Genomic DNA, 20,349 nt, shown 5'->3' with positions numbered 1-20,349 from the left:
CCGAAAAGGTATCTCCGCAATGACCGCGCCGAAAGCCTCCGAGCCCAAAAAGCTCTTTATTAAGACCTATGGCTGCCAGATGAACGTCTATGACAGCGAACGCATGTCCGAGGCGCTGGGCGGGCAGGGCTATGTGGAAACACAAAGCCCTGATGATGCGGATATGATCTTGCTGAACACCTGCCACATCCGCGAAAAGGCGGCCGAGAAGGTGTATTCGGAACTGGGCCGGTTCAAGGGTCTGAAGGCGGAAAAGCCCGACCTGAAAATCGGTGTTGCGGGCTGTGTGGCCCAGGCCGAGGGCGAAGAGATCATGCGCCGTCAGCCGATGGTCGATCTGGTTGTTGGCCCGCAGAGCTATCACCGCCTGCCGGAAATGGAAGCCAAGGCGGGCAAGGGGGAAAAGGTGCTCGACACGGATTTTCCCGAAGAAGACAAGTTCGAGAAGCTCAAAAGCCGCCCCAAGGCAAAGCGTGGCCCGACCGCGTTTCTGACCGTGCAGGAAGGCTGTGACAAATTCTGTGCCTTCTGCGTGGTGCCCTATACCCGTGGTGCCGAAGTGTCGCGCCCGGCGGAACGCATCCTGACCGAAGCGCAGGATCTGGTCGAACGCGGCGTGCGCGAGATCACGCTGTTGGGGCAGAACGTCAACGCCTATCACGGTGCGGGGGCAAGCGGTGATCTGACGCTGGCGCAGCTGATCTGGGAGCTGGACAAGATCGATGGGCTGGAGCGGATCCGCTATACCACGTCGCACCCCAATGACATGCTCGATGATCTGATCGAGGCCCATGGCACCTGCGACAAGCTGATGCCGTATCTGCATCTGCCGGTTCAGGCGGGATCGGACAAGATCCTCAAACGTATGAACCGCAGCCACACCGCCGAGAGCTATATCCGTCTGATCGAGCGCATTCGCGCGGCACGTCCGGATATTCTGATCTCGGGCGACTTTATTGTCGGTTTCCCGGAAGAGACCGAAGAGGATTTTCAGGCGACGCTGGATCTGATCGAAGAAGTGAAATACGGCACTGCCTATTCCTTCAAATATTCGACCCGGCCGGGTACGCCTGCGGCAGAGCGTCCGCTGGTGGATCAGGCCGAGGCCGATGACCGTTTGCAACGCCTGCAGGCCCTGCTGAACAAGCAGCAGCGCGAAGTGCAGGACAGTATGATCGGCCGCGAGGTTGGGGTGCTGTTTGAAAAGCCTGGCCGCCGCGAGGGCCAGATGGTGGGCAAATCCGACTACCTGCACGCGGTGCACGTGGCCGATTGTGACCGTGCGGTTGGTGATCTGGCGCGGGTGCGCATTGTGTCGTCCGGGGCCAATTCGTTGGCAGGCGAACTGATCCGCGACTGACCGATTGGTCACGACTCGCGGCCTGCCCGGGTGAGTCGTTAATCCTCAATTTCGCTAAAATGCCCCGGACCGAGTCCGGGGCGTTTTTGTTCAATGTTTCCCTATTGGTCATAATGGCTGTTTTAATTGGGCAGTGTTGACACAGGCGGTTCTAAAAAGGGCGAAAAAGAAGGGAAACCGCTCTTATTTGAACCAATAATTGTCTAATTTGGACGTAACTATGGGTCGTCGGAAATCGGGGCGCGGCCCTTTTGGGGGAATCGGCTTTAGAGGATGCCTGTTGTGTTGAACGAAATGAAGAAACTTGCGCTGTCGGCCATTGCGGTTGCGACCACAGTTGCACTGGTTGCGCCCGCTGCGGCGCAAGAAACACGGACCATCAAAGGTGAACGCTATTCGCCGACCATCTGGGTTGACCCGGATGGCTGTGAACACTGGGTGATGGACGATGGTGCGGAAGGCTATATGACGCCGCATGTGACGCCTGATGGCAAACCTGTCTGCCGTTTGGGCCAGCTGTGTGGCATGATGCCGACCGACCAGTTCTTTGCGACCGACAAGCATTATATCAATTCGACACACCGCAAACGGATTGTCGAATTCTTTGAAAAGACCCGCGCCAATACCCGTGCCTATGTGATCGCCGGCCACACCGACAGCCGCGCGTCTGATGAATACAATATCGCCCTGTCGCAGCGCCGTGCCAATGCGGTGGCCAAGATCGCCCGGACGGTGAGCGGTGTACGGGTTGCCGATGTGCGCGCCTACGGCGAACGTGATCCGCGCAAGCCGAACAACTCTGCCAAGAACATGGCCGAGAACCGCCGCGTTGAAATCTACTGCCTGCGCTGATCAAGGAGAGAGCGGATGAACATGATCAAATTGACCGCCGGGCTTGGGCTGATGCTGGCTGTGTCTGCCTGTGGCGATGTGTCCAATAAAACCATCGACCAGAACATCTTTGATGGCGGCAACAATGACCTGTCGAACCTGACCGCAGGCATCTGGGTGGATCCGGTTGGCTGCGAACACTGGATCATTGACGATGGCGTCGAAGGCTATGCGGACCTGCGCCGCACGCCCGATGGCAAACCGGTCTGCAACAGCGACCTGCCGCGCGAAACGGCTGTCGGTGCCTTCAAGAAGGGCTCGACCTTCGCGGATCCGATCTAATCGCAAACCGATTGCTATGAAAAAATACGGGCGCTTCCCTTGGGAGTGCCCGTTTTTTGTGGCGTTTGCATGAAAATGCCGCGCTGCGGCTTGCACCTGCCTGCCTGCCCATGCAGACTGAAGGGACAAACGACACGACAGGAGATCCACTTGGTCGCAAGTGCCTTGATTCCCCAAGCTTTCCTTGGGGCCCGCCAATGAATGAATTGGTGCTGGAATTTCCCGACAACCGCCTTTTGATGGACCTTTGCGGGGAACATGGGCGGAACCTCACCGAGATTGAAAACCGCCTCAGTGTACAAATCCCTCAACGTGGCAACCAGTTGATTGTGGTCGCCGAAGACGAGGCATTGGCCGAACGCACGGCCAACCTGCTGGAAACGCTCTATGATCGTCTAGAGGCGGGCAAAACCGTTGAAGCGGCGGACATTGATCGCGAACTGCGTCTTGATCGCTCGGACGAAGAAGACGAAACCCCCGATGACCAGCTCGAGATGTTCTCGGGCGGGCCGGTAGAAATCAAGACTCGCAAAAAACTGGTCGAGCCGCGCACGGATGCGCAGAAGGCCTATGTCAAAAACCTCTTTGAAAATGAGATGGCCTTTGGCATTGGCCCGGCGGGCACCGGCAAGACCTATCTGGCGGTGGCGGTGGGCGTGTCGATGTTCATCCAAGGTCACGTCGACAAGATCATCCTCTGTCGTCCTGCGGTTGAAGCGGGCGAACGGCTTGGTTTCTTGCCCGGCACGCAGGAAGAAAAAGTCGACCCCTACATGCAGCCGCTGTATGACGCGCTGAATGATTTCCTTCCGGGCAAGCAGTTGGCCAAGCTGAAGGAAGAAAAAACCATCGAGATCGCGCCGCTGGCCTTTATGCGCGGACGCACGCTGTCCAATGCCTTTGTGGTGCTGGACGAGGCGCAGAATGCGACCACCATGCAGATGAAAATGTTCCTGACCCGGCTGGGGGAGGGATCGCGCATGGTGATCACCGGTGACCGCAGCCAGGTCGACCTGCCGCGCGGCGTGACTTCGGGTCTGCGCGATGCGGAACGTCTGCTGGAGGGGATCAAAGGGATTTCCTTCAACTATTTCACGGCTGATGACGTGGTGCGCCATCCGCTGGTGGCGGCGATCATCAAAGCCTATGAGGCGGATGAACCCTTGGCCTAAGCACTGTGCCGCTGCCCCACAATGGGGCGGTGGCGATTTGCAGGCTGGTCCGGCAGAGGCTTTCCATTCCTGCCCAACGTGATATGGGACGGATAACAAAAGGAACCCTGCCTATGGCTCTGACCATTCTTGCTCAGGTGCGCGCTGTGTCCGGCACCGAAGACCAAACCCGCGCAGAAATGACCAAGCTGCTGGCGCCCACCCGCGCCGAGGCGGGCTGCCTGTTTTACGACTTCTATGCCGACAACAACGATCCCTGTCTCTTTCTGTTCTTTGAAGAATGGGAAAGCCGCGCGCATCTGGAGGCGCATCTGCAGTCTCCGCACTTGCAGGCCTGCCGCGCCGCAACCGCGGATCTGGGGCTTACTTGGGTTGTCAATGAGCTGAGCAAAGTTGAATAACCACGACGTATCGTCGGGGTGGATGAGGGCTGAGTGATGATTCTCGATATTGTTGTCGAAGACCCGCGCTGGGAAGATGCGGATCTGGAAAGCCATGCGGAGGCCGCGATTGCTGCTGCACTGACCCGCCTGCGGGTCGAGGATCTGGATTGGGAGGTCAGCCTGCTGGCCTGCAATGACGACCGCATTGCAGAGCTGAATGCGGAATTTCGTGAAAAAGATAAAGCAACCAATGTCTTAAGCTGGCCCGCCCAAGAGCTTGCAGCCGAGGAAGAAGGCGGCGATCCGGCCCGTCCAGAGGTGGATTTCATGGGCGATGCCGCGCTTGGCGACATTGCGATTGCCTATGAGACCTGTCAGCGCGAGGCGCAGGAGGCGGGAAAATCGTTCAGCGATCATGTCCGCCATTTGATTGTTCACGGAACTTTGCATCTTTTGGGCTATGATCACATCCGTGACGGCGATGCCACGCTCATGGAAGATCTTGAGGTCGAAATACTTGGCAAAATGGGTATCGCCGACCCATATAATGAAGACACGGGCGCTGGCAGTTGATCCAGACCCGCAACGGATAGGAAAGATGGGCGACGCAGACGGCAGTTCTAACGCAGCGCAGGGCGCGCTGCTGAACGAGACAACAGTAGGATCAGAGGCGGTTTTGACGGCCTCTCGGACCAAAACCGAAAAGAACGGTGTACGTCCAAGTTTCTTGCAACGGGTCTTTGGAAATATCACCCCTCTGGAGGAACCAGATGTGGCAGAGCCCCGTGGGGCGGATAACTCCTCGGACGTGAAACCGGGCCTTCTGAACCTGCGGCGTATGCGGGTCGAAGATGTGGCCATCCCTTCGGCCGAGATCGTGGCGGTGCCCGCCAATATCCCCAAGGATGAACTGGTCCAAGTGTTCCGCGACAGCGGCTTTACACGTGTGCCCGTCTACGAAGGCACGCTGGACACGCCGCTGGGCTTTGCGCATCTCAAGGATTTTGCCCTGACCCATGGGTTCAATGGGGCGGATGGGGCTTTTGACCTCACCACGATGCTGCGTCCGCTGCTGTTTGTGCCGCCCTCCATGCCCATCGGGGTTCTGTTGACCAAAATGCAGGCCGAGCGGCGGCATATGGCGCTGGTGATCGATGAATATGGCGGTGTCGACGGCATTGTGACCATTGAGGATCTGATCGAACAGGTCGTCGGTGAAATCGAAGACGAACATGACGCCGGCGAAGACCAGACCTGGGTGCAGGAAAAGCCCGGCTGTTATATTGCGCAGGCGCGCACGCCGCTGCAGGAGTTCGAGTCTGAGATCGGCCGCTCGCTGACGGGCCATGAGGACGTGGACGAAGAAGAGATCGACACCCTTGGGGGCCTGGTCTTTATGCTGTCGGGGCGGGTTCCGGCCCGTGGCGAGGTGATCCAGCATCCTGATGGGGCGGAGTTTGAAGTCATCGATGCAGACCCGCGCCGGATCAAACGTCTGCGTGTCCGCCTGCCGGATATCGCCGCAGAATGAACCTGCTGTCCCGGCTTCGGAGCCCGTCGCCTGTCCTGCCGCTGCTGGCGGTGTTGACCGGCTTGTGCATGGCGCAGGGGCTGGCGCCGTCTGGGCTGTGGGGGGCAACGCTGGTCGGATTGGGTGTGGCCGGGGTTTTGTTTCAGGGATCTGAACCGGAACAGGTTGGCGGCGCGCAGGCGTGGCGGCGTGCAGCGCTGCTCGGCTGGTGCCTTGGCCTTGGCTATTTTGCTTGGGGGCTGCGCTGGATTGTGGAGCCCTTTCAGGTCGATGCTGACACCCATGGCTGGATGGCGCCCTTTGCCCTGATGTTTATGGCCGGTGGTTTGGCCCTGTTCTGGGGCGCCGCCTTTGGCTTTGCGCGCGCGGTTGCGCGGCAGGGCGGGCTGTGGGTGCTGGTGGGGGCGTGGTCGCTGGCGGAACTGGCCCGTGGCTATGTGCTGACCGGGTTTCCCTGGGCGGGATTGGGGCAGGCGGTGCCGCTGGATCCGTTCTGGGCCGTGCTGCCATGGTTTGGCGCGCATGGGCTGGGTCTGGCTCTGATGGCTGCGGCTGTGCCTCTGGCGGGGATTGTGCGGGCGCGTGGCTGGCGGAAGGGGGCTGCGATTGCGCCTGCTTTGGTTCTCGGCGCAGTCAGTGTGGTCCTTGGCCGTGGGGTGCCTGCGCCAGAGCAGGTGCCGCTGACGTCGGAGCGGGTGCGTCTGGTGCAACCCAATGCGCCGCAGGATGAAAAATGGCTGCCCGAGAAACGCTGGGTGTTTTTTGAGCGCCTGCTGGGCTTCACTGCAGCGGAGGGCGCGGTTGACCTGACCGTCTGGCCGGAAACCGCCGTGCCGAGTCTTTTGAATTATTCCGACGGGTTTGCCCCCCATATGGCGCAGGCCGCAGGGGAGGCGCCCATCCTTTATGGGGTGCAGCGCGAAGAGGCAGAGCGGTACTATAACTCTGCTGTGTTGATGGGGGCGGATGGGCAAAGCCTCGACATCTATGACAAGGTGCATCTGGTGCCCTTTGGGGAGTACATGCCGCTCTCGGATCTGGCGGCACGGTTCGGTGTCTTCGGCCTTGCGGCGCGCGCCCAGTCTGGCTATGCGCCCGGCGCGGAGCGGCGGCTGCTGGATCTGCCCGTAGGCCGGGCGCTTGTGCTGATCTGCTATGAGGGGGTGTTCGGACAGGATGTCCGCGCCTTTGACGACCGGGCGGATCTGATCGTGCTGATCACCAATGATGCGTGGTTTGGCCTGTTTGCGGGTCCGCAGCAGCATCTGGTGCAGGCGCAGATGCGTGCTGCCGAACAGGGGCTGCCGATGGTGCGGGTCGCCAATACAGGTATTTCGGCCATGATCGACCCCTTTGGGCGTCTGCGCGAAAAGCTGCCTTTGAATGAAGCGGGGTTTGTCGATGCGGAGCTGCCTGCACCGCGACCAGTGACCGTATATGCCCAAACCGGCGACTGGCCGGTTTTTGCCCTGTCCGTGTTCTGTGTGCTGTGCGGCGGCCTGCACGGTTTGCGGCGGCGCGGGCGTCACGCTGTAACCTTGGGTTAAGCCTGTTCCCCATCGGCCATTGACCGCGGGCCTCTAGCCCCGTATTCCGAATGAATTGCTGCCACAACGGCTTCCTGGCGTGGCAGTGTTTTTCCAATGGAGCACCTCTCATGAGCCGTAAGAACTACACCTTCACTTCGGAATCCGTTTCCGAGGGCCATCCGGATAAGGTCTGTGACCGTATTTCGGATGCTGTTTTGGACGCATTCCTCGCGGAAGAACCCGAGGCACGCGTCGCTGCCGAAACCTTTGCCACCACCGACCGCGTGGTCATCGGAGGCGAAGTGGGCCTCTCTGATCAGGCCAAGTTGCAGGAATATATGGGTAAGATCGACGAGATCACCCGCGCCTGCATCAAGGATATCGGCTATGAGCAGGATAAGTTTCACCACGAAACCGTAGAAATCACCAATCTGCTGCACGAGCAATCTGCCCATATTGCCCAAGGCGTTGACGCCAGCGGCGACAAGGATGAAGGCGCGGGCGACCAGGGGATCATGTTTGGCTATGCCACCAATGAGACCCCCGCGCTGATGCCGGCGCCGATCCAATATTCGCACGCCATTCTGCGCCGCCTTGCTGAAGTGCGCAAGAACGGCACCGAGCCCGCGCTGGGCCCGGATGCAAAATCGCAGCTGTCCGTGGTTTACCGCGATGGCAAGCCGGTGGGCGTCTCTTCGCTGGTCCTGTCGACCCAGCATCTTGAGGAAAGCCTGACCTCGAACGATATTCGTGCGATCGTGGAGCCCTACTTCCACGAAGTTCTGCCAGATGGCTGGCTGACCGATGAAACCGTCTGGCACGTGAACCCGACCGGCAAGTTCGTGATCGGCGGCCCCGATGGGGATGCAGGTCTGACCGGCCGTAAAATCATCGTCGACACCTATGGCGGTGCCGCGCCGCATGGCGGCGGCGCGTTCTCGGGGAAAGATCCGACTAAGGTGGACCGCTCGGCGGCTTATGCTGCGCGCTATCTGGCGAAAAACGTCGTGGCTGCTGGTTTGGCGGATCGCTGCACCATTCAGCTGTCTTATGCGATTGGTGTGTCCGCGCCGCTGTCGATCTATGCCGACACGCATGGCACCGGTGATGTGGATGCCGCGGCCATTGAGGCCGCGATCCCGCAGGTGATGGATCTGACCCCGCGCGGCATTCGCACCCATCTGGGGCTCAACAAGCCGATCTACCAGCGCACTGCGGCTTATGGCCATTTTGGTCGCGAACCGGATGCGGATGGCGGCTTCTCCTGGGAGCGTGCGGATCTGGTTGACGCGCTGAAAAAAGCGATGTGATCGAAAAGAAAGGGGCGGGCCTGCGGGTCCGCCCTTCTTTCGTGATAAACGGGGGATGCTGTGCGAAGATGGGCGCGGAATTTCGGTTGGGCGGGCTTGGTTGTTCTGGCCTCGGTCATGGCGGGGCAGGCTTTGGAGGCGTCCGGTTCCAGGCTTGTGGTTGACGGCACGCGGCTGGTTTTTGACACCGAAGTTGAAAATGATGAGTTCCCGGATGAGATCGTCAATGAGGACATTGCGCGGTTTCGGGCGGTGCTGGCGGACAATCGGGATGTCACCGAACTGGAGCTGAATTCCAGCGGCGGCAGTGTCTACGCCGGGCAGGAGCTGGCCTGGATTGTCATGGATTATGGGCTGAACACGCGGGTGGTGGGCGAATGTACCAGTGCCTGTGTGGATGTGTTTCTGGCAGGCGCGCGCCGCCGGATGGCGCTGGGGGCCAAAATCGGGTTCCACCGGCGCTTTTGGTCGCCTGAAGCGGTGGCCAGCTACTATGAAGAACGGCGCGCGGATTTTGGCTGGGACAGCCCGTTTGACTATGGCTCCTGGATCTATGATGACACGCAGGAAGAAGTGTTCGAACATCTGACCTTTATGATCGACCGCGGCGTTGCACCTGCGTTTGCGGTCAAAACCATGCGGCCGGACTCCAGCGATGTGTGGTATCCCAATCGCCTGCAACTGATGGCCAGCGGTGTTCTGCGCGAGGCGGCAGACTGAGAAACCGCGCAGCACGTTGCCCGGGATGTTGCACGGGATGTTGCACAGGATGTTGCGCGGGCCCTCTGCCCTTTGCATGCGTCCTGTGCATGTCGTCTGTGACTTGACCTGCGCGCCTGCATACGGCAGAGGGGGCGCGACTTTTTTCCAAGCCTGCGAAAGCAACCTGTTCCATGTCTGATACCCCCTCTGATACCCCCGAGACCCCTCTGGAAGAGGGCCAAGAGGCCCCGGTGGCAAAAACCGATGCCGCAGAAAAGCACGCCTCTGGCGCGCCCTGGCGCAATTTCTATGGGCGGTTCAAGGGCAAAACGCTGAAGGCCAGCCAGGAACGCTATCTGGAAGAAGATCTGGATCGGCTCAGCCCCGGTGCTGTGGGTTGGGATGAAAACCCCGATCGCAAGCCGCTGGATCTGGAGGCGCTGTTTGGCGGTCGCGATGTCTGGCTAGAGGTCGGCTTCGGCGGCGGCGAGCATTTAGTGCATCAGGCGCAGTCGAACCCGGATGTGGGGATTATCGGCGCCGAACCCTATGTGAACGGCGTTGCCATGCTGCTGGGCAAGCTGCGTCAGTCCAATGTGGACAATGTGGCTGTTCACCCCGGTGATGCGCGCGATCTGATGGATGTGCTACCGGCGCAGTCCCTGTCCAAAGCCTTTCTGCTCTATCCCGATCCCTGGCCCAAGGCGCGCCACCACCGCCGCCGGTTTGTGACGCAAGAACATCTGGAACCGCTGGCCCGTGCGCTGAAGCCCGGCGCGATTTTCCGTGTGGCGACCGATATTCCCGACTATGTGCGCCAGACCCTCGAAGAGGTGCCGCAGGCGGGGTTTGAATGGCTTGCCGAAGGCCCCGAGGATTGGCGCACCCCTTGGGAAGACTGGATTTCCACCCGCTATGAGCAAAAGGCACTGCGCGAAGGCCGCACGCCGCATTACCTGACATTCCGCCGTCTGGGCTGAGTGGTCCGAGGGTTTGCGCTTCGGCTTTCAGCCGAAACGCCGGGGCGGGTGCGGGGGCCTGAGCGCCGCAGGCGCTCAGGCCCCCGCACCCCGGGCGACGCGCAACGCGCGGCGCAAACCTGCTGGGGGTGGACGGGGCTTTGTGGCTGCAACTGTTTTGGGCCGTGGACTATGGGCCTGTCATGCGGTAACAGCCATGTCGACCATAAGAGAGGAAGCCTTCATGTCTGGACACGGTAGCCCCATTCCCATGACCTCCCGCCGTGCGGGCCCGCTGCAAGGCGTGGCCGAAGTTCCGGGGGACAAGTCGATCTCGCACCGTTCGCTGATCCTTGGCGCGCTGGCGGTGGGTGAGACCCGCATCACGGGCCTTCTGGAAGGCGAAGATGTGCTGGACACCGCAAAGGCCATGCAGGCCTTTGGCGCTGATGTGACCAACCACGGCGGCGGTGAATGGAGTGTGCGTGGCGTCGGCGTTGGCGGCTTTCAGGAGCCTGAGAACGTGATCGACTGCGGCAACTCCGGCACCGGTGTGCGCCTGATCATGGGCGTCATGGCGACCATGCCGATCACCGCAACCTTCACGGGCGATGCGTCGCTCAATAAACGTCCCATGGCGCGTGTGACTGATCCGCTGGCGCTGTTTGGAACACAGGCCGTTGGCCGAACCGGTGGCCGTCTGCCGATGACCCTTGTGGGCACCACTGAAGCGACCCCGGTGCGCTACGAGGTGCCGGTGCCCTCTGCACAGGTCAAGTCCGCCGTTCTGTTTGCAGGGCTGAACGCGCCGGGCAAAACCGTTGTCATCGAAAAAGAAGCCACCCGCGACCACACCGAGCGCATGCTGGCTGGCTTTGGCGCGGAAATCACCGTGGAAGACACGGCTGAGGGCCGCGTCATCACCCTGACCGGTCAGCCCGAGCTGAAGCCGCAGGTGATCGCTGTGCCGCGTGATCCGTCCTCGGCTGCATTCCCGGTCTGTGCCGCGCTGGTGACGCCGGGTTCGGATGTGTTGGTGCCGGGCATTGGCCTCAATCCGACCCGCGCCGGCCTGTTCACCACCCTGCGCGATATGGGCGCGGATCTGACCTATGAAAACGAACGTGTGGAAGGCGGCGAGCCGGTCGCGGATCTGCGCGCGAAATATTCGCCCAATATGAAAGGCATCGAGGTTCCGCCGGAACGCGCGGCCTCCATGATTGACGAATACCCGGTGCTGTCTGTTGTCGCGTCCTTTGCCACGGGCACCACCATGATGGCCGGCGTCAAAGAGCTGCGCGTCAAGGAAAGCGACCGCATTGACGCGATGGCCCGTGGCCTGCGGGCCAATGGCATCACCGTCGAAGAAGGCGATGACTGGTGGAGCGTCGAGGGCAAAGGCCCAGATGGCGTGCCCGGTGGCGGCACCTGCGAAAGCTTCCTCGACCACCGCATTGCCATGTCGTTTATGGTCATGGGCTTTGGCGCACAAAAGCCGGTCTCTGTGGATGATGGCAGCCCGATCGCCACATCTTTCCCGATCTTCGAGACCTTGATGGGCAATCTCGGCGCGCAGATCAGCCGCGACAACGCCTGATTTTTCCGACTTCTGAGAGCGCCCCACATGGGGCGCTTCTCTTTTTGACAGGTGAGATGGGGCAAAACGCGAAAAAACCACCGCCACCTGTTGAATTCCCGCCCGGTGCGCCCGATACCTTTGGGCACTCATGGAAACATGGGCAAGACAGAATAGGACGACACGGGACATGGGCTTTACCATCGCAATCGACGGTCCGGCAGCGGCCGGCAAGGGAACAATTTCGCGCGCCGTGGCTGCGCATTTTGGCTTTGCGCATTTGGACACCGGTCTGTTGTACCGTGCCGTGGGGGCAAAGATGCTCGCTGGGGAAGCGCCGGTTGACGCAGCCCGCAACCTGGTGCCCGAGGACCTTGAAAGCGATGAACTGCGCAGCCCCGGTGTTGCGCAGGCGGCGTCCAAAGTGGCGGTGATTGCCGAAGTGCGGGCCGCATTGGTGGATTTCCAGCGTGCCTTTGCCCGCCGGGCCGGGGGCGCTGTGCTGGATGGGCGTGACATTGGCACCGTCATCTGCCCCGAGGCCGAAGCAAAGCTGTTTGTGACCGCCACAGCCGAAGTGCGCGCCACGCGCCGCTTTCTCGAGCTGACCCAAAAAGGCACCGTCACCACGCTGGAAGAGGTTCTGGCCGATGTCAAAGCCCGCGATGAGCGCGACATGAACCGTGCCGAAGCGCCGCTGCGGCCCGCAGGTGATGCGGTGTTGATCGACACCAGCACGCTTGCGATTGAGGAGGCCGTGGCGAAGGCCATCGCCGCGATCGAGGCGCGCCGCGCGGACTGAGCCTGCCGTTACGACATATCATGCGCTGTGGTTGAACTGCGCGATGCGGTTGCTATCTCAGCGGCACAGACCTTCGAACAAAGGACAACAGATGTTTCTGGACAAGCTGCAATGGCGCTATGCCGTGAAGAAGATGGACCCCGCCAAAGTGGTGCCCGAAGACAAAGTGGACCAGATCGTCGAGGCGGTGCGCATGGCGCCGACATCCTCTGGCCTGCAACCGTTCGAGCTGTTGGTGGTGACCAACACAGAGATCCGCGAACAGATCAAACCGGTGTCCTGGAACCAAAGCCAGATCACCGATGGCTCGCACCTGTTGGTCTTTGCGGTCTGGGACAATTATTCAGCCGAGCGCATTGATGCAGTCACCCAGCAGATGGCGGACGAACGCGGTGGCATGAATGACATGCTGGCGGGTTATTACGACAATCTGAAGAAGATGTACCTGCCGCGCGATGCAGAAGAGAACTATGCGCACGCGGCCCGTCAGGCCTATATCGCGCTTGGTTTTGCGCTGGCGGCTGCGGCCGAGCTGGAGGTGGACAGCACCCCGATGGAAGGGTTTGATCCCAAAGCCGTTGATGAGATCTTGGGCCTGAAAGAAAAAGGTCTGCGTTCGGTTCTGCTGTTGCCGCTGGGATATCGCGCGGAAGAGGGCGACTGGCTGGCGTCGATGAAAAAGGTGCGCAAGCCCGCTGCGGCGATGGTGACACGGGTCGACTGATCCAGATGTGAGAGCCGAACAAAGGGTCGCCGCAGGGCGGCCCTTTTGTGTTAGGGGGCAAGGCGCAGGGACATGCGCCGGTAGGGGATGTCTCGTTTGAAAAATGGGTCGCCCGAGGTTTCAAACCCAAATCGCGCGTAAAAGGGCAGGGCGCTTTCGCGGGCATCAAACCAGAAGACCTGCGCCTGCTGTGCGCGGGCGACGGCCAGAAGGTGGTGGATCATTGCGGTGCCACGCCCTTGGCCCTGTTCGTCGCGCAGGGTCGCGAATTTCCGCAGGCGAATCTGGTCCTTGTCTGAAAACAGAGAGGCCGTGCAGACCAGCCGGTCCCCGGCAAACCCACCAAAATGCAAGGCGCTGTCATCGCCCTCTAGGCGGTTTGCCGACAGTGGATGATCCGGCCACAGGACCGCCTGACGCAGGGGCAATGTCTGTTCGGCTGTGATCGCGCGAATGATCATATCGGTGGTCCTTGCTCCTGCTTTGGTGCACTAAAGCCTGTAGCACAGGCACGCAATGACGTGGAGGCATCAGGCGATTCCCTGTTTGGGAGTGTGACCAACCGGTAAGCACAAGAGGGGCGTAAAACCCTTACAGAGGTTTAAAGAATCCGCTCCAAACCCGCCGAAGGCCCTTGTTTTAAAGGCCGCAAAGCCGGTCTTGGGGCTTGATCCCAAAGCAAAATGGGGATAAGTACCGCGCTGTCAGACAAGATACGGTGAACGTACGGACGACAGTTTGAGCAGGGTCGGGGCAACCTCCGGCCCTTTGTGTTTGTTCGCTCTGCGTCGTTCGTATCTGGTGTAACAGCCTCCCTTATCGATCAAAGACCAACCTCAGACCGGCGGAGACAACCGTTCGGCCAGCAAAATTTTGTAAAGGAAAACAACGCCAGATGGCTAATACATCCATGGAGGAATTCGAAGCCCTCCTGCAAGAAAGCTTCGAAATGGACACACCCGAAGAGGGTTCTGTTGTCAAAGGCAAGATCATCGCAATCGAAGCGGGTCAGGCCATTATCGACGTCGGCTACAAAATGGAAGGCCGCGTTGAACTGAAAGAATTCGCAAACCCCGGTGAAGCTCCCGAAGTCGCAGTTGGCGACGAAGTGGAAGTGTACCTGCGCGCGGCTGAAAACGCCCGCGGCGAAGCTGTCATCTCCCGCGAGATGGCGCGCCGTGAAGAAGCATGGGATCGCCTGGAAAAAGCATACGCAGACGATCAGCGCGTCGAAGGCGCGATCTTCGGCCGCGTCAAAGGTGGCTTCACCGTTGATCTCGGCGGCGCCGTGGCCTTCCTGCCCGGCTCCCAGGTTGACGTACGCCCCGTGCGTGACGCAGGCCCGCTGATGGGTCTGAAGCAGCCGTTCCAAATCCTGAAAATGGACCGTCGTCGTGGCAACATCGTTGTCTCCCGTCGTGCCATCCTGGAAGAGTCCCGCGCCGAACAGCGTGCCGAAGTCATCGGCAACCTGTCCGAAGGCCAAGCGGTTGAAGGTGTTGTCAAGAACATCACCGAATACGGTGCCTTCGTTGACCTGGGCGGCGTTGACGGCCTGCTGCACGTCACCGACATGGCATGGCGCCGTGTGAACCACCCGTCCGAGATCCTGACCATCGGCGAAACCGTCAAGGTTCAGGTCATCAAGATCAACAAAGAAACTCACCGTATCTCCCTCGGCATGAAACAGCTGCAGGACGATCCGTGGGATGTTGTTGGCGTTAAGTACCCGCTGGGCTCTGTGCACAAAGGTCGCGTCACCAACATCACCGATTACGGTGCATTTGTTGAGCTGGAAGCTGGCGTTGAAGGCCTGGTGCACGTCTCCGAGATGTCCTGGACCAAGAAAAACGTCCACCCGGGCAAAATCGTCTCCACTTCGCAAGAAGTCGACGTCATGGTTCTGGAAATCGATGGCGCCAAGCGTCGCGTCTCCCTGGGCCTGAAGCAGACCATGCGCAACCCGTGGGAAGTGTTCTCCGAGAACAACCCCGAGGGCACTCAGGTCGAAGGCGAAGTCAAGAACATCACCGAATTCGGTCTGTTCATCGGCCTCGACGGCGACATCGACGGCATGGTTCACCTGTCCGACCTGTCCTGGGACGAGCGTGGCGAAGATGCGATCCAAAACTACCGCAAAGGCGACATGGTTTCTGCCGTTGTCTCCGAAGTGGACGTTGAAAAAGAGCGTATCTCCCTGTCCATCAAAGCTCTGGGCGGCGACAAGTTCGCTGAAGCAACCGGTGGCGTGAAGCGCGGTTCCGTGATCACTGTTGAAGTGACCGCGATCGAAGACGGTGGCATCGAAGTGGAATATGAAGGCATGAAATCCTTCATCCGCCGCTCCGACCTGGCCCGTGACCGTGCCGACCAGCGCCCCGAGCGTTTCTCTGTTGCCGACAAGGTCGACGTGCGCGTCACCAACATCGACAGCAAGACCCGTCGTCTGGGCCTGTCCATCAAAGCCCGCGAGATCGCAGAAGAGAAAGAGGCCGTCGAACAGTATGGTTCCTCCGACTCCGGCGCGTCGCTGGGCGACATCCTGGGCGCAGCGCTGAACAACGACTAAGGTCGAGCGCGCGTTACAGCGATAAAAACAAGGCCCCGCAGGAGCAATCCTGCGGGGCTTTTTCTTTCGGCGACGTCATCCGAACAAGGCGTGGTGCCGATCAAAATAAGGCGCATGTTAAGGCTTTGCAGCTACTAAGCTTCGCTCATTAGCGACTATTCCAAACGTGGCCTTCATTATGACTATTGCCTTTCCACAAGCCTTTCATGCTCCGGTTTACAACTCTGCTATTGCGTATTTGAAAGCGCGTAATTTCCCGATGGCAGAAGCCCACTTGCGGCGTTCGATCGCGGAAGAAGGCGCAACCGCGCTGAGTTTTCACTATCTGGCGCAGGTTCTGAGTCAAATGGGTGGTCGACAGAAGGATGCCTTGGCCCCACAGGCTGCTGCGCTGAAGCTTGCCCCCCGTCATCCTGTGTTTATTGCCGCGCTTGGTCTTCGGCTTCAGGATGCCGGGAAGGAGCATGAGGGATTGACCCTTCTGGAAGAGGCGCTTGCGATTGATCCAAACAATCTTCTCGCGCTGCCCTGGGCGCTGCGCCTGCGTCGGCGGTTTATGCTCTGGACCGGTCAGGAACAGGAAGATGCCGCTCTTGCGACCCTTTTGAACAGCGATTATCAGATCGATCCCCTGATGCTCCTGACCTATGTTGACGACCCTCTGATTCAGCTAAAATACGCGGGCCTTAGTGCGCCACGTGTGGCTGAGAAACCGATGAAAGCGCACGCCGCGCATGAAAAAATCCGCATCGGATATTTTTCCGCAGACTTTTACCAGCATGCAACAATGCATCTTATGAAAGGCCTGCTTCGCGAGCATGACCGAGATCGCTTTGAATTCAATATTTATGACCTCAAGCCGGTCCTGACCGACACGGACTCTGAATTTGTACGTGAGTTTGCAGATGTTTATCACGACGTCAGCTCGCTGACCGCTGATCAAATCGCAGATCTGGCACGCAAGGATGAAATCGATATTGCCATAGACCTGAAAGGCCAAACCAAGGAAGCGCGCCCTGAAATCTTTGCGCTGCGCGCAGCACCGGTTCAAATTTCATTTCTTGGCTTTCCCGGCACCTCAGCCATGCAAGCTATGGACTATATGGTTGCTGACAAAATGACGATACCGGAAGGGGATGAGCGTTACTTCAGCGAGAAAATCATGCGGATGCCCGGATGTTATCAACCCACAGACAATGCGCGCAGCCCGGCTCAGAAGGGCAATCTGCGACAGAATTTCGGGCTGCCAGAAGACAAGTTTATTTTCGCGAACTTCAACCATCCACATAAAGTCGGCCCGAGGGAATTTGCGGCATGGATGCGCGTCCTTCGCGAAACGTCCAATTCTGTGCTGCTGTATTTTACCGGCGGGAGCGATTTGACCGCAGAACTTGCGCGACAGGCAACAGATCATGGTGTCGACCCATCGCGCATCCTCACTTGTGGCATGATCCCGCAGCATGAACATCTTGATCGAATGGCCCAGGTTGATCTCTGTCTGGATTGTTTTGCCTACAATGCTCACACGACAGCATCGGATGCGCTGTGGGCCGGGGTGCCTTTGCTGACCCTATGTGGTAGCCAGTTTTCTGCACGGGTCGCGACCAGCATATTGTCTGCTGCTGGGATTGATGGGCTTTCGGTCACATCCGAGAATGCATTTGTCGACAAAGCGGTGGCGCTGTCACAGGATCCCGACGCAACTTCAGCGTTAAAAGCGCAGATTGCCAGGAACCGGGAAAGTTGCTCACTATTCGACACCATCGCTTGGACGAGCAATTTTGAGCACCTGCTTGAAAAGGCGCATGCTCGACGTGTCGCGGGACAGCCGCCTGCGCATCTGTCTGTTTAATGGTTGGACAAAATGGTGCTGGCTGTGTCTGTGTGCACGCTGACGGGCCAATGGCAACGGATGGCCTAATCTAGAAAGACCGCACGGGGAAGGCTTACGAATCAATGGTTTCGCTGCGGCGCAGATAAAATGCTGTTTTTTCGATCTCAGAGCCGTGATTTGAGGAATCAAGCTCTTTGTCGATGGGAGATACGCAAAAATTCGCGCCCAATAGGGGATTTTCTGCTGTGACTACCAATAGTTATTGTTCCCGCCTGTGGTATTTCTTCCTATAGTTCTCGTACCCTTGAGTGTGAGACGCGGCTTTGGGAGGGCCATAGGCATGATCCGTTCGGAACTGATTCAGAAGATTGCAGACGAAAACCCGCACCTGTATCAGCGAGATGTGGAACGGATCGTTAATACGGTCTTTGAAGAGGTCACAGACGCCATGGCGCGCGGTGACCGGGTTGAGCTGCGCGGCTTTGGTGCGTTCTCTGTGAAGAAACGCGACGCCCGCGTTGGTCGCAACCCGCGCACCGGCGACACTGTGCAAGTCGAAGAAAAACACGTACCCTTCTTCAAGACCGGTAAGCTGCTGCGCGACCGTCTGAACGGAAAAGAAGAGTAACAATGCGATACATTCGTTATGCTGTGCTGGTGGTGCTGGCGTTTGGGTTGATTTCGGTCTGCCTGGCGAATCGTGCTGTCGTTGATATCAAACTGCTGCCCGAGGCCTTTGCTGAACTCGCCGGTATGAACCCGGCGATCTCGCTGCCGTTGTTTGTCATTGTGCTGGGCGGCGTTGGCGTTGGCCTGGCCATTGGCTACGTGCTGGAATATCTGCGCGAACACAAACACCGCCGCGAAGCCCGCCTTCAGCGCGGCGAGGCGCGCAAGCTGTCGCGTGAAGTCAAAAAGCTCAAGAAGCAGAAAAACGAAGGCAAGGACGAAGTCCTCGCGCTGCTCGAAGACGCGACCTGATCATGACCAAGATTCGTGCCAAGATCTGCGGTGTGAAAACGCCGCAGGATATTGCCGTTTGTGCCGAAGCAGACGCGGCTTATATCGGGTTCAACTTCTTTGCCAAATCGCCGCGTTCTGTGGATATTCCAACCGCCACGCAGCTGGCGGTTGATGCGCCTGTGGGGCTGGCCAAGGTCGCGCTGGTGGTGAATTTCGACAACGAGGCGCTGGATGCAATCACCGCCTCTGTGCCGCTCGATATGTTGCAGTTGCACGGCGCGGAAACGCCTGAACGCGTGGCCGAGGTCAAAGCCCGCTATGGCCTGCCGGTGATGAAGGTTCTGGGGATCTCTTCCGCTGAAGACGTCGCCAAGATCGACCTTTACGCCCAAGTCGCAGATCAGATTCTGGTGGATGCCAAGGCGCCAAAAGATGCGGTTCTGCCCGGTGGCAATGGCGTCACCTTTGACTGGAGCCTGTTGCGCGCCAAGAAATACTGGCAGTGCCCGTGGATGCTGGCCGGTGGTCTGAACCCCGACAATGTGGCCGAGGCCGTGCGGGCAACCGGTGTGCGTCAGGTCGACGTGGCCTCGGGTGTGGAAAGCGCGCCGGGGGTTAAGGATCCTGAGCTGATCCGCGCGTTTGTGGCGGCTGCAAATTCCGTCTAGCGCGCTCTTTTTTCCATTTGAAAAGCGCTAACGCCTGTCGACGCAGACATCTGCGCCGCAGGGTTTTGGCGGTGGTGTGTGCATCCCGTAGGATTGCCTGATCCTGCTGCCAGCTGGTCTGCTGATTTCTGGGGGTGCGGCGGGGCAGGGCAAAAAGAAAAAGCATGGTCATTCTTTCATTTCTGTTGCGATGTGCACAGAATGGCGGTTCCATTGCAGCGGAAATAGTAAGGTTTCCTGCAAGCTGGCTTTCATAAATGAAACGCACTCCCGCAATTGATGATCTGGTGCTTTTTGTTCAGGTGGCGCAGGCCGGGGGGCTGGCCGGGGCGGCGCGGGACAGCGGGATCAGCACGCCGACCCTGTCGCGCAAGATGCAGACATTGGAGCAGGATCTGGGGCGGCATCTGTTTCTGCGCGGGCCGCGTGGCTATGGGCTGACAGCAGAGGGGCGGGCGCTGCTGGCGGATCTGGCTGATCTGATCCCGCTCAAAACCCGGCTCAGCCAGTTGTTGCAGCAGGATCAGACGCCAGAGGTGCGCATTACCGCAGGCAGTTGGACAGCCGCGTTTCTGGCCCGTCGCATCCCGGTGCGGGACACTTGGGCGCCTGCCTTTGTCGAAGCCACAGCGCGGCTCGATATTGCACGGCGGGGCGCGGATATCGGCATTCGCAATCAACGCCCGGATCAACCCTGGCTTGCAGCGCGACGGACGCGGCAGATTTCCTATCGGCTTTACGCGCGCTCATACGATGTCGAAGGCTATGTGGCACTGTCGCGGGATGCGGCGCAGCCGCCTTCGGCCCGGTGGTTGCGGGATCACCACGGCGATGACATTCGCGCCACGGCAGGGTCTGTGCGGCTGCTGGCGGATCTGGCCTTGGCCGGGGCAGGGCGCGTGGTGCTGCCCTGTTTTGCCGCCGCCGATCTGCCCGATCTGCACCCCGTGAGTGACCCGATCACCGACCTTGGGCACGAGGAATGGCTGGTTAGCCACCACGAAGCCCGCCACGACCCGCCGGTGCGTGCAGCATTGGATCAGATTGCCACGATCCTGACCAAAACAGGAACCTGACGTATCCACGGCAGCTTG

At 59.5% G+C, this 20,349-nt stretch carries 21 protein-coding genes and 1 riboswitch; of the genes, 20 read left to right on the top strand and 1 reads right to left on the bottom strand.

The window, feature by feature from the left end:
• Positions 1-19 precede the first annotated feature (19 nt).
• The 14 genes from miaB (at position 20) to TRM7557_RS02730 (ending at position 13,221) form a co-directional block, all read left to right on the top strand.
• The gene (gene miaB, locus TRM7557_RS02795; RefSeq protein WP_058288680.1) at positions 20-1,360 is read left to right on the top strand and encodes a tRNA (N6-isopentenyl adenosine(37)-C2)-methylthiotransferase MiaB; all 1,341 of its coding nucleotides are present in this window, start codon (positions 20-22) and stop codon (positions 1,358-1,360) included.
• A gap of 294 nt (positions 1,361-1,654) precedes the next feature.
• Positions 1,655-2,212, top strand: a complete 558-nt coding sequence (locus TRM7557_RS02790; RefSeq protein ID WP_058288923.1) for an OmpA family protein — start codon at positions 1,655-1,657, stop codon at positions 2,210-2,212.
• A 15-nt stretch (positions 2,213-2,227) separates the two neighbouring features.
• Positions 2,228-2,533 carry a hypothetical protein gene (locus TRM7557_RS02785; RefSeq protein ID WP_058288679.1) on the top strand — a complete coding sequence of 102 codons (306 nt, stop codon included), beginning with the start codon at positions 2,228-2,230 and terminating at the stop codon, positions 2,531-2,533.
• 197 nt (positions 2,534-2,730) lie between these two features.
• Positions 2,731-3,705, top strand: coding sequence for a PhoH family protein (locus tag TRM7557_RS02780; RefSeq protein ID WP_058288678.1), 975 nt, complete (start codon positions 2,731-2,733; stop codon positions 3,703-3,705).
• 113 nt (positions 3,706-3,818) lie between these two features.
• Positions 3,819-4,106, top strand: a complete 288-nt coding sequence (locus tag TRM7557_RS02775) for a putative quinol monooxygenase (protein ID WP_074941864.1) — start codon at positions 3,819-3,821, stop codon at positions 4,104-4,106.
• A 36-nt stretch (positions 4,107-4,142) separates the two neighbouring features.
• Positions 4,143-4,661: an rRNA maturation RNase YbeY gene (gene ybeY, locus TRM7557_RS02770; RefSeq protein WP_058288676.1), complete on the top strand. Its 519-nt coding sequence runs from the start codon at positions 4,143-4,145 to the stop codon at positions 4,659-4,661.
• Positions 4,662-4,686: 25 nt separating this feature from the next.
• A complete protein-coding gene (locus TRM7557_RS02765; protein ID WP_058288675.1) occupies positions 4,687-5,619 on the top strand; it encodes a hemolysin family protein in 933 nt (310 codons plus the stop codon).
• On the top strand, positions 5,616-7,166 hold the full coding sequence (gene lnt / locus TRM7557_RS02760) for an apolipoprotein N-acyltransferase (RefSeq protein WP_058288674.1): 1,551 nt from the start codon (positions 5,616-5,618) through the stop codon (positions 7,164-7,166). The genes TRM7557_RS02765 and lnt overlap by 4 nt, the downstream gene beginning before the upstream one ends.
• A gap of 55 nt (positions 7,167-7,221) precedes the next feature.
• Positions 7,222-7,270: riboswitch (SAM-SAH riboswitch) on the top strand.
• 6 nt (positions 7,271-7,276) lie between these two features.
• Positions 7,277-8,458, top strand: a complete 1,182-nt coding sequence (metK, locus tag TRM7557_RS02755; protein WP_058288673.1) for a methionine adenosyltransferase — start codon at positions 7,277-7,279, stop codon at positions 8,456-8,458.
• A gap of 60 nt (positions 8,459-8,518) precedes the next feature.
• Positions 8,519-9,178 (top strand): COG3904 family protein, encoded by a 660-nt coding sequence (locus TRM7557_RS02750; RefSeq protein WP_058288672.1) that lies wholly within the window; start codon positions 8,519-8,521, stop codon positions 9,176-9,178.
• A 173-nt stretch (positions 9,179-9,351) separates the two neighbouring features.
• Entirely contained in the window at positions 9,352-10,140 is a 789-nt protein-coding gene (trmB, locus tag TRM7557_RS02745; protein WP_058288671.1) for a tRNA (guanine(46)-N(7))-methyltransferase TrmB, read from the top strand.
• A gap of 223 nt (positions 10,141-10,363) precedes the next feature.
• Positions 10,364-11,716: a 3-phosphoshikimate 1-carboxyvinyltransferase gene (aroA, locus tag TRM7557_RS02740; RefSeq protein ID WP_058288670.1), complete on the top strand. Its 1,353-nt coding sequence runs from the start codon at positions 10,364-10,366 to the stop codon at positions 11,714-11,716.
• 169 nt (positions 11,717-11,885) lie between these two features.
• Positions 11,886-12,497 carry a (d)CMP kinase gene (locus tag TRM7557_RS02735; RefSeq protein ID WP_058288669.1) on the top strand — a complete coding sequence of 204 codons (612 nt, stop codon included), beginning with the start codon at positions 11,886-11,888 and terminating at the stop codon, positions 12,495-12,497.
• A gap of 91 nt (positions 12,498-12,588) precedes the next feature.
• Complete coding sequence (locus tag TRM7557_RS02730; protein ID WP_058288668.1) at positions 12,589-13,221, top strand: NAD(P)H-dependent oxidoreductase; 633 nt, start codon at positions 12,589-12,591, stop codon at positions 13,219-13,221.
• A 50-nt stretch (positions 13,222-13,271) separates the two neighbouring features.
• On the opposite strand, the gene TRM7557_RS02725 is transcribed toward TRM7557_RS02730, so the two are convergent.
• Entirely contained in the window at positions 13,272-13,682 is a 411-nt protein-coding gene (locus tag TRM7557_RS02725) for a GNAT family N-acetyltransferase (RefSeq protein WP_058288667.1), read from the bottom strand.
• Positions 13,683-14,116: 434 nt separating this feature from the next.
• Here TRM7557_RS02725 and rpsA point away from each other — a divergent pair, with 434 nt between their 5' ends.
• From rpsA to TRM7557_RS02695, 6 genes are all read left to right on the top strand, one after another.
• Positions 14,117-15,790 carry a 30S ribosomal protein S1 gene (rpsA, locus tag TRM7557_RS02720; RefSeq protein ID WP_058288666.1) on the top strand — a complete coding sequence of 558 codons (1,674 nt, stop codon included), beginning with the start codon at positions 14,117-14,119 and terminating at the stop codon, positions 15,788-15,790.
• A gap of 166 nt (positions 15,791-15,956) precedes the next feature.
• Positions 15,957-17,642, top strand: coding sequence for an O-linked N-acetylglucosamine transferase, SPINDLY family protein (locus tag TRM7557_RS02715; protein ID WP_235811380.1), 1,686 nt, complete (start codon positions 15,957-15,959; stop codon positions 17,640-17,642).
• Between the two features lie 322 nt (positions 17,643-17,964).
• Positions 17,965-18,252, top strand: coding sequence for an integration host factor subunit beta (ihfB, locus tag TRM7557_RS02710; protein WP_058288664.1), 288 nt, complete (start codon positions 17,965-17,967; stop codon positions 18,250-18,252).
• A 2-nt stretch (positions 18,253-18,254) separates the two neighbouring features.
• A complete protein-coding gene (locus TRM7557_RS02705; protein ID WP_058288663.1) occupies positions 18,255-18,605 on the top strand; it encodes a lipopolysaccharide assembly protein LapA domain-containing protein in 351 nt (116 codons plus the stop codon).
• Between the two features lie 2 nt (positions 18,606-18,607).
• Positions 18,608-19,255, top strand: a complete 648-nt coding sequence (locus TRM7557_RS02700) for a phosphoribosylanthranilate isomerase (RefSeq protein WP_058288662.1) — start codon at positions 18,608-18,610, stop codon at positions 19,253-19,255.
• Between the two features lie 257 nt (positions 19,256-19,512).
• On the top strand, positions 19,513-20,331 hold the full coding sequence (locus TRM7557_RS02695; protein ID WP_058288661.1) for a LysR family transcriptional regulator: 819 nt from the start codon (positions 19,513-19,515) through the stop codon (positions 20,329-20,331).
• Positions 20,332-20,349: the final 18 nt, after the last annotated feature.

Origin of the sequence: Tritonibacter multivorans, from assembly GCF_001458415.1 — a bacterium.
Lineage (GTDB): Bacteria > Pseudomonadota > Alphaproteobacteria > Rhodobacterales > Rhodobacteraceae > Epibacterium > Epibacterium multivorans.
Note: the sequence above shows the minus strand (reverse complement) of the source record. Positions and strands in the feature narration are given on the sequence as shown.